14 protein-coding genes are annotated in these 16,476 nt (G+C 47.8%); 9 read left to right on the forward strand and 5 right to left on the reverse strand.

The window, feature by feature from the left end:
* Position 1: 1 nt before the first annotated feature.
* Positions 2-2,446, reverse strand: coding sequence for a S9 family peptidase (locus DXD04_RS08605; protein ID WP_117672712.1), 2,445 nt, complete (start codon positions 2,444-2,446; stop codon positions 2-4).
* Between the two features lie 84 nt (positions 2,447-2,530).
* Between DXD04_RS08605 and DXD04_RS08610 the strand changes: the two genes are divergently transcribed.
* Genes DXD04_RS08610 through aat form a run of 5 tightly spaced genes read left to right on the forward strand, consistent with a single transcriptional unit; the run spans position 2,531 to position 7,243 of the window.
* On the forward strand, positions 2,531-3,325 hold the full coding sequence (locus tag DXD04_RS08610; RefSeq protein WP_117672625.1) for a M48 family metallopeptidase: 795 nt from the start codon (positions 2,531-2,533) through the stop codon (positions 3,323-3,325).
* Positions 3,326-3,349: 24 nt separating this feature from the next.
* Positions 3,350-4,018 (forward strand): glycine zipper family protein, encoded by a 669-nt coding sequence (locus tag DXD04_RS08615; RefSeq protein ID WP_117672627.1) that lies wholly within the window; start codon positions 3,350-3,352, stop codon positions 4,016-4,018.
* 33 nt (positions 4,019-4,051) lie between these two features.
* Positions 4,052-4,360 (forward strand): ATP-dependent Clp protease adaptor ClpS, encoded by a 309-nt coding sequence (locus DXD04_RS08620; protein WP_007560443.1) that lies wholly within the window; start codon positions 4,052-4,054, stop codon positions 4,358-4,360.
* Between the two features lie 14 nt (positions 4,361-4,374).
* Positions 4,375-6,591 (forward strand): AAA family ATPase, encoded by a 2,217-nt coding sequence (locus tag DXD04_RS08625; protein ID WP_117672629.1) that lies wholly within the window; start codon positions 4,375-4,377, stop codon positions 6,589-6,591.
* Between the two features lie 10 nt (positions 6,592-6,601).
* Positions 6,602-7,243 carry a leucyl/phenylalanyl-tRNA--protein transferase gene (gene aat, locus DXD04_RS08630; RefSeq protein ID WP_117672631.1) on the forward strand — a complete coding sequence of 214 codons (642 nt, stop codon included), beginning with the start codon at positions 6,602-6,604 and terminating at the stop codon, positions 7,241-7,243.
* Between the two features lie 76 nt (positions 7,244-7,319).
* On the opposite strand, the gene proS is transcribed toward aat, so the two are convergent.
* The 3 genes from proS to DXD04_RS08645 form a co-directional block, all read right to left on the reverse strand.
* Positions 7,320-8,810 (reverse strand): proline--tRNA ligase, encoded by a 1,491-nt coding sequence (gene proS / locus DXD04_RS08635; protein WP_007560437.1) that lies wholly within the window; start codon positions 8,808-8,810, stop codon positions 7,320-7,322.
* A 90-nt stretch (positions 8,811-8,900) separates the two neighbouring features.
* Positions 8,901-10,151 (reverse strand): ABC transporter permease, encoded by a 1,251-nt coding sequence (locus tag DXD04_RS08640; RefSeq protein WP_117672633.1) that lies wholly within the window; start codon positions 10,149-10,151, stop codon positions 8,901-8,903.
* Positions 10,148-11,350, reverse strand: a complete 1,203-nt coding sequence (locus DXD04_RS08645) for a pyridoxal phosphate-dependent aminotransferase (protein ID WP_117672635.1) — start codon at positions 11,348-11,350, stop codon at positions 10,148-10,150. Before DXD04_RS08645 ends, DXD04_RS08640 begins: the two co-directional genes overlap by 4 nt.
* Positions 11,351-11,555: 205 nt before the next feature.
* Here DXD04_RS08645 and DXD04_RS08650 point away from each other — a divergent pair, with 205 nt between their 5' ends.
* From DXD04_RS08650 to DXD04_RS08665, 4 genes are all read left to right on the forward strand, one after another.
* Complete coding sequence (locus DXD04_RS08650) at positions 11,556-12,794, forward strand: fucose isomerase (protein WP_117672637.1); 1,239 nt, start codon at positions 11,556-11,558, stop codon at positions 12,792-12,794.
* An 80-nt stretch (positions 12,795-12,874) separates the two neighbouring features.
* Complete coding sequence (locus tag DXD04_RS08655; protein WP_117672639.1) at positions 12,875-13,357, forward strand: DUF4494 domain-containing protein; 483 nt, start codon at positions 12,875-12,877, stop codon at positions 13,355-13,357.
* A gap of 18 nt (positions 13,358-13,375) precedes the next feature.
* Positions 13,376-14,044, forward strand: coding sequence for a YggS family pyridoxal phosphate-dependent enzyme (locus tag DXD04_RS08660; RefSeq protein WP_117672641.1), 669 nt, complete (start codon positions 13,376-13,378; stop codon positions 14,042-14,044).
* A 13-nt stretch (positions 14,045-14,057) separates the two neighbouring features.
* Positions 14,058-15,035: a dihydroorotate dehydrogenase-like protein gene (locus tag DXD04_RS08665; protein ID WP_117672643.1), complete on the forward strand. Its 978-nt coding sequence runs from the start codon at positions 14,058-14,060 to the stop codon at positions 15,033-15,035.
* An 84-nt stretch (positions 15,036-15,119) separates the two neighbouring features.
* Here the strand turns inward: DXD04_RS08665 and DXD04_RS08670 are convergent, their stop codons facing one another.
* On the reverse strand, positions 15,120-16,205 hold the full coding sequence (locus DXD04_RS08670; protein WP_117672645.1) for an HpaII family restriction endonuclease: 1,086 nt from the start codon (positions 16,203-16,205) through the stop codon (positions 15,120-15,122).
* Positions 16,206-16,476 lie beyond the last annotated feature (271 nt).

Here is a 16,476-nt window from a genome sequence, read left to right on the forward strand (position 1 = left end):
TTTACAAGGTTTTAGGAGGATAAAGGGTGTTCCACCAGGTCGGGTCATCCTGCAACCATTTGGCAAACCAGGCAAAGATGGTGTTCTGCCACTGGATGCGTTTCTGATAGTCCTTGATGTGATGGTCTTGTCCGTCTACCACTACCAGCGCCGTTTCACGTCCTAACAGTTTCAGGGCCGTAAACATCTGGATACTTTCGCCCACCGGCACATTGGTATCTACTGCTCCATGCAGGAAGAGCAGCGGAGTGTGTATCTTGTCGGCATTGAACAGCGGACTGTGGTCGACAAAGAGTTCCGGATTCTTCCACGGATAACTGTTGGCTGCCGATACTTCACTGTAAGAATAGCCCCAGTAGCCTTCGCCCCAGTAGCTGGTGTGGTCGCTGATACCGGCATGGGAAATAGCTGCCGCAAACAAGTCGGTCTTTGTCTGGAGATACTGCGTCATGAAACCACCATAGGAAGCGCCGATGCAACCGATTTTCTTGCCGTTGACAAAGGAATGAGCTTCCACAAACTTACGTGTTCCTTCGATGATGTCGTCGGCCACATAATCACCGAACGTATTCACATGACGGGCAGAAAATTCCTGACCGAAACCGGTCGCTCCACTCGGTTCTACCACATATACCACATAACCTAATGCGGCATACGCATGATGCGGATAACGGCTGGCAAAATTGCGGCTTGTGGGACTGCATCCGCCGTAGTAGTTAACTATCATCGGATATTTTTTGTTCGGGTCAAAATGAGGCGGTAGGTAGTAGCGTCCGCAAATGGTGTCCCCACGGGAGTTGACAAAGTCCCACGCCTTGCATTCACCTAACAGCACATCTTTCAAGTCTCCGTTCAAATCTTCTTCCAGCTTAGAGGCATCCTTCTTCAAATCGACCACATACAAACGATGAGAATTGGAAGCACTTTCTCCGTAGAACGATAACGAAGAGGCTTTCTCGGCCACAGAGAATCCCAATACCATTTCTTCAGGCACATTCACCTTCTCAATGTGTTTCTTTGCCGGATTCAGACGGAACAGTGCGATACTGTCACGGTCTTCGGCGGTGAAGTACACACAATTGTCTACAGCCGACCATACCGTCTGCATCACGTTCGGATTGAATGTCCGGGTCAGCGGTTCAATCTGCTTGCTCTGCAAATCCATCAGGTAAAGCTGATTATCAATCATGCTCGGGGTCTGTCCTTCCTTCACGTTCTTGCCGATGCCTCCCAGACACTCCGGTGTTCCGGCCAGCAATACCTGACGGCCATCGGGAGAGAACTGCGCATTGGTCAGGAAACCGTCATCTTTCACCAGTTCTTCCACCTGCAAGGTCTGCACATCCATCTTGTACACGGAGAACAAGGTGGTCGGGCGTTTTCCCATACGGTGGTTGGAAGCCATCATCAGGATAAAGCGTCCGTCGGAAGAGATGTCCGTAACCCACACATTCTTGTAACCGAAGGTCAAAGGCTGGCACACGCCCGTCTTTACATCAAAACGGGCCAGATACGTACGGTTGCGCCATCCCGGCTGGCGGTCGTCCGGGTCAATGAACTCATAGATTTCCTTCTTCTCTTCCGGTCCCTTCTGTACGAGAGTAAACAGCAGATAATCCTCTGTAGGTGCTACCAGAAAGTTGCCTTCCGGAAGATGGCTCACCCACACTTCCTCATGTCCGGATACAGGGTCTACCGTCACCAGTTCCCGTCCGGATACACCCTGACGTACATAGTAATATTTCACGGAACGCGGCATCCAGTACAGGGTTTCTCCACGGGTTACCAATATTTTGCCAGTCTTCAGTTCCTTTACCTTGGTCTGCGAAGTCATTTCCCCACCTTCCTTTGTTATAGTGTACGATGTAATCAGGTATTTCCCATCGGCTGAAAGTTCAGTACCCGTAAAGCGGGTACCATGCAGTACATCGGCCAGTGTAAACAGACGGCCCTGTTCGGTACGCAAGGTAAACACCCCGTCCTGCTTAGCATCCACGCTCACCTTCGGCACGTTTTTTTCGTCCGGCATGGAGAGGTACTTGATGACCATCTGATGCGTAGCCGGATTCAGCGACAACGAGGCATCCTCCACGCGCTTACCATCCACATACACCTGATAGTGTTCAGCCCCTTCCACCTTCAGTGACACTTCTCCATAGTGTGTATTTTCCAATACAAAACCCATAAGGTGCAGGGCATAGCCTGCCAACAGAGACAGCTGACTTGCCTGCTTCACTTCTGCTCCTTCAAGCAAAAAAAATGACACCGGCGTATCCAGCAGTGACTCCGCTTTCCACGACTTGGAATTAACATCCACACTGTCAACCTGATAAGGTTGTACTAATGCATACGGTCCTGCGTATTTAAACGTAGTGACCTCTATATTCTCAGCATTCACCAGCATGGTCCCGCAAAGAGAACATGCTATAAAAAGTTCCTTTTTCATCTCTTTTTTATAGTTTATTGCCACAAACATAATCAAAAATCATCATTTTTTTGTTATGTTTGTAGAACAACTAACGAAACCGTTATGAAAAAAGAACTAAGTGTGTATGTCCTTTCCTTGCTGATGCTGACAGGATGCAGTTCGGTACCGCTCACCGGACGTAAACAATTGTTGCTGGTTTCAGACCAGGAAGTGCTTTCTTCCAGCCTGACTCAGTATAAAGACTACATAAAAAGTGCCCAGAAGTCGACCAATGCCACCCAGACGGCCATGGTTTTACGAGTGGGAAAGAACATTGCCGCAGCCACAGAACGATACCTGCGCAGCAACGGACTTTCTGACGAAATCAAGGAGTTTGCCTGGGAATTCAATCTGGTAAAGAGTGACGAAATCAACGCATTCTGTATGCCCGGAGGAAAGATTGTGGTGTATGAAGGACTGATGAAATTGGTTTCGTCGGACGATGAACTGGCCGTGGTACTGGGGCATGAAGTAGCACATGCTGTAGCCAAGCACAGCAACGAGCGTATCAGCCAGCAGATGCTTACCCAGTATGGCGCACAAATATTAGGACAGACTCTCTCACAAAAGAGTGAGATGGTACAGACTATCGCCAGTACGGTATACGGTGTGGGAGCACAATACGGAGTAACCCTTCCTTTCTCGCGCAAGCACGAAACGGAAGCAGATTATATGGGACTGATTCTGATGACCATGGCGGGTTATAACCCTGACAAGGCAGTGACTTTCTGGCAAAAGATGTCGGCCAGTTCTGGTGGCAAGGTACCCGAATTCATGAGTACACACCCCAGTGATGCACGTCGTATCAATGACATTCAGAAAGAACTTCCGGCCATTAAAGCTAAATACCGCAAATAAAATATCTATCAAAAAACAACAACCATGAAGAAAGTCGCGATATTATGTTTAGCTGTATCCTTACTGAGTAGCGGATGCGGAACGACGCAACCGGAACGTACCGGTGCCATTGTAGGCGGTGCTGCCATCGGCAATAGTGTGGGAGGTGCCATCGGTGGACTGGTGGGCGACTCCCGTCATGGCTGGAGAGGAAGCTACAGGGGTTCTGCCATTGGAAGCATTGTCGGCACACTGGCTGGTGCTGCCATTGGTGGAGCGCTGACGGCTCCTAAATCGCGTGAAGAAAACAGGGCAAACTATCCCGTGAAACAAGTGTACGCCGAGCCGGACTATACACAGTCTGCCCTCTCCTCTTTATACATCCGGAACATCCGTTTCATAGATAACGACCATGACCATGTCATCAGCTCGGGAGAAAGCAGCAAAATCATTTTCGAAATCATGAATGGAGGAAATGAAATTGCCTACAACGTAATTCCCAGCGTGGCAGAAATCAGCGGAATGAAACATCTGCATATCTCCTCTTCCATTCTGGTGGAACAGATTCAGCCGGGAAACGGGGTGAAGTATACGGCTACCGTCACTGCCGGAAAACGTATCAAGACGGGTACAGCCACTTTCCGACTGGCTGTGACCGATACCCGTGGACAAATGTACGACCATAAAGAATTTACACTGAACACGGCACGTTGACGCGAGTCCGAATTGCTATATTAAAGTAGACAAATGGAAAAAGAACAATCGTTATGTAAAGAAAAAAAACGTGTGGAGCTGCACGAACCCAAACATTATAAAGTGATTCTCCACAACGACGACTTCACCACTATGGACTTCGTGGTGAAGGTACTTAAAATCGTGTTTTTCAAATCGCAGGAGGAAGCCGAGGCACTGATGCTGAAAGTACACCAGCAGCAATCGGCCACGGCAGGCGTCTATTCTTACGACGTGGCACAGTCCAAAGCACAGAAAGCCACTCAGATGGCACGTGAGGAAGGATTTCCTCTGCGACTGACCGTAGAACCCGAAGACAATTAAACTGTAAAAAATCAATGAGTCACATCGAAAAATCTGTATATGTAGACAAAGCGCTGTCGTTTGCTCAGGGCCTGGCGTTCCGTTATCGCCATGAATTCATTACTCCGGAGCATATTCTCAGCGCACTCTTTAACCAGGACCCTTTTGTGGAGGCCGTAGAAGAATGTTTCTGTCACATCCCGGTGATGGAAGAGGAAGTGGACGAATATTTGGCACAAAAAATGGAACAGGTGCCGGAAGATACCAACTATGAACTGCAGTTTTCCGTACAATCCAACCTGCTGTTTCAGAATGCGTATGCCTTCGTGGAATCATCCAATGCCGAAGTGCTGGACATTCCTCACGTAGTACAGGCCATGTTGCTGCTGCCGGAGTCCTGGGCTTGCTATTTTCTGAAAAAACACCTGAAGGAACGGATTCCGGATTTCATCAGCCAACTGGTAGTCATCTATGGAGACGACCTCAGCTTGGATGAGAATGATTCAGACGAACCTCATGGCATTTCCAAGAATTTCATTACCTGCCTGAACGAACAGCTGGAGAATCACAATCCGCTGATTGGACGGGAGATGGAACTGGAACGTACCATCGAAGTGCTGTGCCGGAAAGACAAAAACAACCCATTACACATCGGTGAACCAGGAGTAGGGAAAACAGCCTTGGCTTACGGACTGGCAGCCCGTATCGAAGCCGGAGAGGTGCCCGAGCGTCTGAAAGGCAGTCGTATCTACGAACTGGATTTAGGTAGTATGCTGGCCGGTACACAATATCGGGGCGACTTCGAACAGCGGTTGAAGAGTGTAATGAAAAGCCTCAGCGCAGAGAAGAAAGCCATTCTCTATATTGACGAGATACACAATCTTATCGGAGCCGGACAAATCGGTGATGGCTCGATGGATGCCTCCAACATGCTGAAGCCTTACCTGGAACAGGGAGACATCCGTTTCATCGGTTCTACCACCTACGAAGAATACAACCGTTATTTCTCACGCAGCAAAGGAATGGTACGCCGTTTCCAGCAAATCGACATTCAGGAGCCCAGCATCGACGAGGCTATCCGCATCATAGAAGGATTGAAGGAAAAATATGAGGAGTATCACCACGTAACCTATGAACCGGGAGTGATTGAGTATGCCGTAAAGGCCAGTGCCCGCTACATCAGCGACCGCTTCCTGCCCGACAAAGCCATCGACCTGATTGATGAGGCAGGTGCTTACCGCGAAATTCATCCGGCCGCAGACGGCACAAAGACGGTGGACAGAAAGCTGATTACCGAAGTACTTTCACGTACCTGCAAGATTGATGCCAATGCACTCAAGGAGGAAGACAACGCTTCACTGGAAGCATTGTACGAACGCATATCGGGACAGATTTACGGACAAGACGAAGCCATTCGTCAGGTAGTGGAGGCGGTGCAAATGGCCAAAGCCGGATTACTGGACGAGAACAAGCCGCTGGCCAGTCTGTTGTTTGTCGGCCCTACGGGAGTGGGAAAAACTGAAGTAGCCAAAGTATTAGCTTCAGAATTAGGTATCTCACTGGTACGTTTCGACATGAGTGAATACATGGAAAAGCATACCATCGCCAAACTTATCGGTTCTCCGGCAGGTTACATCGGATACGAAGATGGTGGTTTGCTGACGGATGCCATTCGGAAAACGCCCAACTGTGTACTGCTACTGGATGAAATCGAAAAGGCTCATCCCGACATTTTCAACATCCTGCTGCAGGTGATGGACTATGCAATGCTGACGGACAACAAAGGACGGAAATCGGACTGCCGCCACCTGATTCTTATCATGACTTCCAACGCCGGTGCTCAGTATGCGCATCAGGCTTCCATTGGTTTCAACAGTCAGGTAAGCACCGGACAGGCCATGCTCCGTCAGGTAAAGAAAACCTTCAAACCGGAATTCCTCAACCGTTTGTCGGCTTCCGTCGTATTCCATGACATGAGTCGGGAAATGGCTACGCAAGTGCTCGACAAGAAGTTGCGCCAGCTGGATGAAAAGCTGGCTCGCCGTCACGTCTGCCTGCACCTGACACCCGAAGCACATGAATGGCTGCTGAAAGAGGGTTTCAAACCGGAATACGGAGCCCGCGAAATGGACCGTGCCATCGCCGCCCACCTGAAGCCGTTGCTCATGCGTGAGATTCTGTTTGGCTCGCTGAAGCAGGGAGGTGACATCACGGTAACGGCCGAAAACAATCAACTGAGTATTCTCAAATAATTTCGATACCATGGTTTTCCAACTGACAAAAAGACTGGCTTTTCCGGACCCGCACTGGGGAGACCCTGACGGCCTGCTGGCCATTGGAGGTGACTTGTCCGTCGACCGCCTTATCCTGGCCTACTCCAACGGTATCTTTCCCTGGTATGCCTTCCGCGAGAAAGTCATCCAATGGTGGTGCCCGTTGCAGCGTTTCGTCATCTTTCCGGAAGAGATTCACATCTCCCATTCCATGCGCACGCTAATGAACAAGAATAAGTATAAGGTAACTTTCAACCATGCGTTTAAACAGGTGATACGGAACTGCTCCAAGCTCCGCATCGAACAGGAAGGAGCCTGGCTGGGAGAGGAAATGATTGAAGCTTACATCCGAATGTACGAACAGAACCTGGCCGCCAGCGTAGAAGTATGGGAAAACGACAAGCTGGTCGGAGGCCTGTATGGAGTGACTTTGGGCACATGCTTCTTCGGCGAAAGCATGTTCTCACTCGTACCCAGCGCTTCCAAGCTTGCCCTGATACGACTGGCCCAACTGCTCCATGCGCACGGAGGTACCCTTATCGACTGCCAGTTTGAGACGCCTCACCTCAAGTCAATGGGTGGCCGGTCCATCAGTTACGAAGAATATATGGAATGCCTGAAAGCAGAATAAAGCCCATAAAAAAAAGTCCGATTCCCTCTTTCAAGAGAACCGGACTTTTTTATGATATTACTGTAAGTATAGCCAATTAATATGCACGGGCAAACAAGACACGGCGTGCAGAAGGTTTGCCAGTCAGCATATCCACACCCGGAGTCAGGCTTTCTTCATCTGCTTCGAAAGGCAGACAGCGGATAGTTGCTTTCGTTTCTTCCTTAATGCGGTCTTCTGTTTCCGGAGTACCATCCCAGTGAGCCAGGATAAATCCACCTTTCTCAATCTGTTCCTTGAATTCTTCGTAAGTATCTACCTTATAGATATGTTCGTTACGATAATTCAATGCTTTCTGGTAGATGTTCTGCTGAATTTCTTCCAACAGGTTCTGTACGTATTCTTCGATACCGTCACAAGAACGAGTTTCTTTTTCCAGTGTATCACGACGCATGATTTCCATCGTGTTGTTTTCCAGGTCACGGCCACCCATTACCAGACGTACAGGTACACCCTTCAATTCATAGTCTGCGAACTTGAATCCCGGACGCTTGTTATCAGCGTTATCGTATTTCACAGAGATACCCATGCTGCGAAGTTTGTTGACGATACCTTCTACCTTGGCATCAATCTGTTTCAACTGTTCGTCGTTCTTATAAATAGGTACGATAACAACCTGAATCGGAGCCAAATGCGGCGGAAGAACCAGACCGTTGTCGTCAGAATGGGTCATGATCAAGGCACCCATCAGACGAGTAGATACACCCCATGAAGTAGCCCATACATAATCCAGCTTATTGTTCTTGTCAACGAACTGCACGTTGAATGCCTTGGCAAAGTTCTGTCCCAGGAAGTGAGAGGTACCACACTGCAATGCCTTGCCATCCTGCATCAATCCTTCGATAGTATAAGTATCCAATGCTCCGGCAAAACGTTCGTTTGCAGATTTCACACCCTTGATAACCGGCACAGCCATGTATTTTTCAGCGAAATCGCCATACACGTGCAACATCTTCTGTGCTTCTGCTTCAGCCTCTTCGCGGGTAGCATGAGCCGTATGACCTTCCTGCCACAAGAACTCAGCTGTACGCAGGAACAGACGAGTACGCATTTCCCAGCGCATTACGTTTGCCCACTGGTTACACAAGATAGGCAGGTCACGGTATGAGTTGATCCAGTTTTTATAAGTACTCCAGATAATAGTTTCTGAAGTTGGACGAATAATCAGTTCTTCTTCCAGTTTGGCAGCCGGGTCTACAATCACACCCGAACCATCTTCTGCATTCTTCAAACGATAGTGAGTTACTACCGCACATTCCTTAGCGAAGCCTTCTACGTGTTCAGCTTCACGGCTCAGGTAAGATTTCGGAATCAACAACGGGAAATACGCATTCACATGTCCTGTAGCCTTGAACATATCGTCAAGGATACGCTGCATTTTTTCCCAGATGGCATATCCGTAAGGCTTGATTACCATACAGCCACGCACAGGAGACTGTTCAGCCAAATCGGCCTTTACCACCAAATCATTATACCATTGTGAATAGTTTTCACTTCTCTTGGTTAGGTCTTTTAATTCTTTTGCCATAACTTTATGTAGTTATTTTATTCTTTAATATCAATTGAGAGTGCAAAATTAGTAAAAAAGATTTGTTTGCTCTTGATTTTGAAGCAGGATTTATTCAAAACGGATGGATTTTGCAGGATGAATGTGGCTTATCAGATAAGAAGGACCGACCAGCATCCCTACCGACACCAGCAAGGTACACACGTTCAACAATACAATCCAGCCCAAATGAAGCTCTACGGGCACTGCATTGACATAGTACGTAGCCGGATCTAACTTAATCGGTTCGAAAAAATACTGAATAAGACAACACGACAGTCCGATGACATTTCCCCAACACATTCCCCTTCCGATAAGGAAAACAGAAAATGACAGGAATATCTGACGAATGGAAGCGTTGTTGGCCCCCAACGCTTTCAACACCCCAATCATCTGCGTACGTTCGAGAATAATAATCAGTAATCCGGAAATCATGGTAAAGCCCGCCACTCCGGTCATCAGAATCAGAATGACCCATACATTAGTATCCAGCAAGTCGAGCCACGCAAAAATCTGAGGATAAAGTTCCTCTGAAGTACGGGAACAATAGATTGCCCCATAACGGTCTGTCTGTTCCTGAATATGACCACGAATATCGTCATTCACCGAGTCCAAGAAACGATAATCCGACACGGCCACTTCCACGCCTCCCACCTGATCCGGTTCCCAACCGTTCAGACGACGAACCATGTACATGTCAGTTATCAGGAAATAATCATCGAATGCAGAGAAATTGGTTTGGAATATCCCACTCACCGTCAACCGACGGGCACGCACATTGCCTTCTATATAATAAGTATAAAGCTTATCACCTACCTTCAATGAAAGTTTGTCGGCCATGGAGCGGGAAACCAGCACACGGTTGCTGGCTACGGAGTCCGTCAGTGCAGGAATCTCTCCTTCCTGCAAGTGTGCCTTCAGGTACGTCCAGTCGTATTCCTGCGCCACCCCCTTCACAATCATTCCCTGAAAGTTATCAGCGGTCATGATCATGCCCGGTTTCGTAGCGTAACGCTGCACGTGACTCACCTGGGGAATATTCCGTATCACCGACAACAAGCTGTCGTTTGCTACCACCGGATTCATCTGGTAAAGCTGAGCTCCTTCGATACTGGAAACCACAATATCAGAGCCCATGCCTATCACCTTGTCGCGCACCTGATGCTTGAAGCCGATGACCACCGCCACCGACACAATCATCACGGCCAGTCCGATAGCAATACCGGCCATCGCAATGCGTACGGCCGGTTTTGATACTTCTTTCTCTCCTTCCCTGCTACGGTAAATCCGTCGGGCAATAAAAAATTTCCAGTTGCTCATCATTCATCCACCCTTCCCGGATAGGCTTCGAGCGCCTTACGCAGAATGAACAAAGCCCGTACCAGGTCTTCTTTCTTCAATACATAAGCCACACGAACCTCGTTTTTACCGCCGCCCGGTGTAGTATAGAATCCGCTGGCAGGTGCCATCATGACGGTTTCTCCTTCATAATTGAAATCAGACAAACACCATGCGCAGAATTTCTCGCAATCATCCACCGGCAATTTAGCTACGGTATAGAAAGCTCCCATCGGTATCGGAGAATAGACACCCGGTATACGGTTCAATCCGTCAATCAAACATTTACGGCGTTCCACGTATTCATCATACGTTTCGCGAGCATATTCTTCCGGTTCATCGAGTGAAGCCTCAGCTGCAATCTGGCCAATCAACGGTGGACTCAAACGGGCCTGGCAGAATTTCATCACCGCCTTGCGCACTTCCGGATTCTTCGTAATCAGTGCACCGATACGAATTCCACATTCCGAATAACGTTTCGATACGGAGTCAATCAATACCACATTCTGTTCGATGCCTTCCAGATGACAGGCAGAAATATAAGGAGAACCTGTATAGATAAATTCACGATACACTTCATCGGAGAAGAGGAACAAGTCGTACTTCTTCACCAAATCCCGAATCTGATTCATCTCCCGGCGAGTGTACAGATACCCGGTCGGGTTATTCGGGTTACAAATCAAGATACCCTTGGTGCGTTCATTAATCAACTCCTCAAACTTCTCTACCTTCGGCAAAGAGAAACCTTCGTCGATGGTAGTCGTCACCGTACGGATAACCGCTCCTGCCGAAATCGCAAACGCCATGTAGTTGGCATACGCCGGTTCCGGCACGATAATCTCATCCCCCGGATTCAGACAGCTCATAAACGCAAACAGCACAGCTTCCGACCCTCCGGTAGTAATGATAATGTCATCGGCATCCAGGTGAATGTCGTACTTCTCATAATATCCCACCAGGCGCTCTCTATAACTTCTGTATCCCTGGCTGGGACTATATTCCAACACCTGGCGGTCAATATTTCGAATCGCATCGAGGGCCGCTCGTGGAGTAGGCAGGTCAGGCTGACCAATATTCAAGTGATATACATGAATTCCTCTCTCTTTCGCAGCTTCAGCCAAAGGCGCAAGCTTACGTATCGGCGACTCCGGCATTTCAGTTCCTCTGATGGATATTTTTGGCATATTTTATAGTTTAAAAAAGATTCTGAAATGCAAAGATAAAGCGAATGTCGAAATTAAACAACTTTGTGCTCAGAAAAATACGGCTACTCCTTTCTTTTGAGAAAAAGGCCCTCCAAGTAAAGTTTAACGCCTTTTCAGGCATTTTCCAAGTCTTCTACCCAAAAAATCCGTATGTTTGCTATCGATAACCAAACACTCAAGCATTATGAACCTTTACCTAATTATATTTACAGCCGGCACATACAAGGTAGAGCAAGTCTACGAAAAGCATAAAGACCTGTTCGTGGAACTGGAAAAACATTTCACCCTTCACCTTGTCAACTATACAGACTCTGAAAGCATTCCCAGCCATGAATACAAAATGGCATTCATAGCCAGCGGGGGTGTAGAGAATGCTGTAGTACGTTTTTTCAGCATCCTGCCCTATCCCATCACTCTGCTGACGGACGGCCTGAACAACTCACTGGCTGCCGCCCTTGAAATCTCGGCATGGATTCAGTCGAGAGACATGAAGGTAAAAATCATCCATGGATCAGTGCCCAATATGGTAAATCAGGTACTTTTACATCACCAGGCGTTTGCCGCCAAACGTTCCTTGAAAAAGAAACGCATCGGCGTAATCGGCACTCCAGCCTCCTGGCTGGTAGCCAGTCATGTGGATTACCTGTTAGCCGGACAGCGTTGGGGAGTGACTTACACGGACATCTCCATTGAAACCGTAGAAAAAGCTTTCCACGAGATTACGGAAGATGAAATAGGACCTGAAGCCTCTTTGTTTGCCAACCGTGCCAAAGGAATTCAGGAAGCAACCCCAGAAGAGCTGCTTCGGGCCATGCGATTATATAAGGCCATCCGGCGTGTATGCCAGGAAGAAAACTTGGACGCTCTTACCTTGTCCTGCTTCTCGCTGATCCAAAGTCTGAAAACCACAGGCTGCTTGGCCCTTTCTCTGCTAAATGACGAAGGAATACCTGCCGGATGCGAAGGTGACTTGCAGTCCATCATGACCTTACTGATGGTAAAAGAGCTCATCGGAAAGCCCGGCTTTATGGCCAATCCCTCGTTTGTAGACCTTGCCCGTAACGAGGTACTGCTGGCACACTGCTCCATCCCTACTAAAATGGCCGAAGAGTTTATTATCCGAAACCATTTTGAAACAGAAAGCGGCATTGCCATCCAGGGCATTGTACACCCAGGCGAAGTTACCCTCTTCAAATGTGGCGGAGAATGCCTGGACGAATATTATCTGTCATCGGGACATCTTATTGAAAATACCAATATGGTAACCTGTTGCCGCACACAGCTAAAGGTACGCCTGGATAAGCCGGCAGACTATTTCCTGCACAATCCGCTAGGCAACCACCACATTCTGATTCAAGGGAATTACACCGACCTCATTCAGGAATTCATGCAACAAAACCGTTGCAAACCAAGAATTGACTGATTTTTCAAAACCATTTATTCTCTCATTCAATTTATAATCGTATCTTTGTGTGAAATATTACAAATTGAAAAGCAAGAAAAATTATGATGCATAATTGGTTTGAATGCAAAATCCGTTACGAGAAAATAGCCGAAAACGGAATGAACAAGAAAGTAACGGAACCCTATCTGGTGGACGCACTCAGTTTCACCGAAGCTGAATCGCGTATTATCGAAGAAATCACTCCGTTCATCAGCGGAGAATTCACTGTATCCGACATCAAACGCGCCAACTACAGCGAGCTCTTCCCCAGCGACGAGGAAGCTGCCGACCGCTGGTTCAAGTGCAAGCTCTACTTCATCACCCTCGACGAGAAAAGCGGTGCGGAAAAGAAAACAGCAACCAACGTACTGGTACAGGCTGCCGACCTGCGCGATGCCGTGAAGAAACTGGACGAAGGCATGAAGGGTACAATGGCCGACTACGTCATCGCATCGGTTGCCGAAACTGCACTGATGGACGTATACCCCTACTCTGCAGAACCTGACGTAAAACCGGAATTCCCGGATGCAGACAAACGATAAACAAACACATATCACACCATGGATATTCAGTCTAATTTAAAAGAAATACGGGCACAACTTCCTCCCCAGGTCAGCCTGGTTGCTGTATCCAAATTTCACCCGAACGAAGCGATTCTGACTGCATACGAAACCGGACAGCGCATCTTCGGAGAAAGCAAGGAACAGGAACTGAGCAAGAAGCAGGCTTCCCTGCCCGCCGATATTCAGTGGCATTTCATCGGCCACCTGCAGACCAACAAAGTGAAGTACATCGCACCCTACATCGCCATGATTCATGCCGTAGACAGTTACAAGCTACTGGCTGAAATCGACAAACAGGCGGCTAAATGCAACCGGGTGATTCCTTGCCTGCTGGAAATCCATATCGCAGAAGAAGAAAGCAAATACGGATTTTCTTTTGAAGCTTGTCGCGAGATGTTGGAAACCACCCCGTGGAAAGAGCTGACACATGTATGCATCAGCGGAGTCATGGGAATGGCCACCAATACGGACGACGAATCACAAATCACCAATGAATTTGAAAGCCTTCACCGTTTCTTCACTGAACTGAAAGCTACCTATTTTAAAGATTGTGATACCTTCAAGGAAATTTCCATGGGCATGTCGCACGACTATCCGCTGGCAGTTCAGGCAGGAAGTACAATGGTACGTGTAGGCAGCAAGATTTTTGGAGATAGAGTATATTAAAAACGAGAAGAATATGGCACAACTAAAAACAACTTTTGCAGGGTTAACTCTGAACAACCCGATTATTATCAGCAGTTCTGGACTGACTAACAGCCTGGCTAAAATTCAGAAACTGGAAGAAGCCGGAGCCGGTGCAGTAGTACTGAAATCAGTATTCGAAGAACAAATAAACATGCAGGCAGGAAGCATGCAGGGCTATGGCTCACCCGAAGCCGACGACTACCTGGGAGCATACGTACGCTCACATGCGCTGAACGAACATATCACCCTGATTGAAGACGTAAAGAAACACTGCAAGATTCCGGTAATCGCCAGCATCAACTGCTACAGTGACAGCGAATGGACAGATTTTGCCCGCCTGATGGAAGAAGCCGGAGCCGATGCACTGGAACTGAATATCCTTTCTTTGCAGACCAGCAAGGATTACACACCGGGAAGCTTTGAACAGCGTCACATCGACATCCTGCGCCACATCAAGAAAGTAGTCCGCATCCCGGTGATTATGAAACTGGGCAGCAACCTGACTAATCCGGTTGCACTCGTCAACCAGTTGTATGCCAACGGCGCTGCTGCTGTGGTATTGTTCAACCGCTTCTACCAGCCGGACATCCAGATTGACAACCTGACTTTCACTACAGCCAATGTAATGAGTTCACCTTCTGAATTGTCTGACCGCATCCGCTGGACAGCCATTGCTTCGGCAGAAGTTCCTCAGCTGGATTATGCTGTTTCAGGCGGCGTACACAACGGAAAAGGCGTTATCAAGTCTCTGCTTTCAGGCGCTGCTGCCGTAGAAGTTTGCAGCGTTATCTACCAGCACGGCAACCAGATAATTGAAGAGATGAAGAAAGAACTGACCGAATGGATGGACGACAAAGGATATGATTCCATTACACAGTTCAAAGGAAAGATGAATGCCTCAGCCGCAGGCGACATCAACCCGTTCGAACGTACACAGTTCATGAAATATTACAGCAACCACGAAGAATAATTCCCTCAGCGGAAATGCACAAAAAAACGGATTCCCTGACGTTTCAGTCGGAGAATCCGTTTTTCTTTTATCCATGTCTAAGACTTATCGCTTCAGCAAACCGATTTTCAGATTCAGTTTAAAGTAGTACACTCCATTTTCACGTTCCAGATAACCATACTTGTCTTTTTCCGTAGAACCTTTCTCCAAGCGGCTGTTCTGGAAAAGGAAATCGGCAAATGTCTGGCGGAAAGCACGCTGATAGCACAACACTTCCCCGTCACCCGTCACGAAAAGGAACCCTGCAATGGCAGAGTCTGTTCCGTTGTACAATTTTGCCGGACGAAGTCCCATGGCCAATGCCAGCAGCAGCTCTTTCACCTTGTATTCATAGAAGCCATGCTTCGTAATCAGCTCGTCCTTTATCTTCAGCGGATTCAGCTTTTTGATTTCCTCCGTCAGTTCCGACACCTTCGTAATACCGTCCAGCCACATCAAGCGTGTCATTTCCGCCATCAGTCGTCCCATGTGCAAATCAATCATGGACAGGTTGCTGCGGAAAATCTTATCGGCCACATCACTGTACTTCAGTGTACCTCCCAGACGCTCTATCATCAACATGCGGGATATGACATCATCCTCCTCACCTTCCGCATTGATTTTGTTGACGGTCGGAGTAGCAAACTTCACACCTGTCTGCTCAAACTTGAAATTGGCAGTTCTTCCCCCGTCAAGCAACGGAATCATCACTCCCAGACGGGAACGGACACAGAATCCAGTGAGCGGAGCATCTACCGAGTAAAAAGCCACGCTGAAATCTGTGCGGTCGTCCGTCTTGGCTTCCAAATCAAAAATGGCCACCTCATCCAGAAACTCCTCTACGCCATCAGGCGAAGTAACATCATCCTCCCGGCTCTGACGAATCGCTGCATAGATAAGCTCTGCCACCGTAGCAAAGTCTTCACGAGGAATCCGCTTGTCTATATTCTCTCCTTTCAGATGCACGGTATCTTTTTCCAAAATATACTGACGCGTGCCGTCATGTTCTTCCCGCTGAACCATTGCCACCGGAAGACGGAGTGCTTCGTTTTTCTTCACATCAGGAGTACCACCGTACACGTAACCGTCGGCCAGCAGCCGGAAAAACGCATACAGTTCTCCCCATTCTCTTTTCGTCGCTTCAAATGCCATAATCTGTCTATTTTTTAATTGCAAAGGTAGTAAAAGAAGCGTTAACAAAAACCTTTCTGGCAAATGCAAATTATAATAGATGTTATAAAACAGATTTTAAGCATCATTTTACTTGCAGAGAAACAGAAAATACGTACCTTTGCAATGTGTTTTTCATAGTATTAGATTTAAGGTTAACAAAGGTTGGAGTTCAGCGGAACTCCTTTTTTTATGCCCTTATGTGAGATGCTGCCTTTTTCCTCTCTCCAAAGACTTGAAAACCCGCCAATCT

Source organism: Phocaeicola plebeius (genome assembly GCF_003437535.1).
Taxonomy (GTDB): domain Bacteria; phylum Bacteroidota; class Bacteroidia; order Bacteroidales; family Bacteroidaceae; genus Phocaeicola; species Phocaeicola plebeius_A.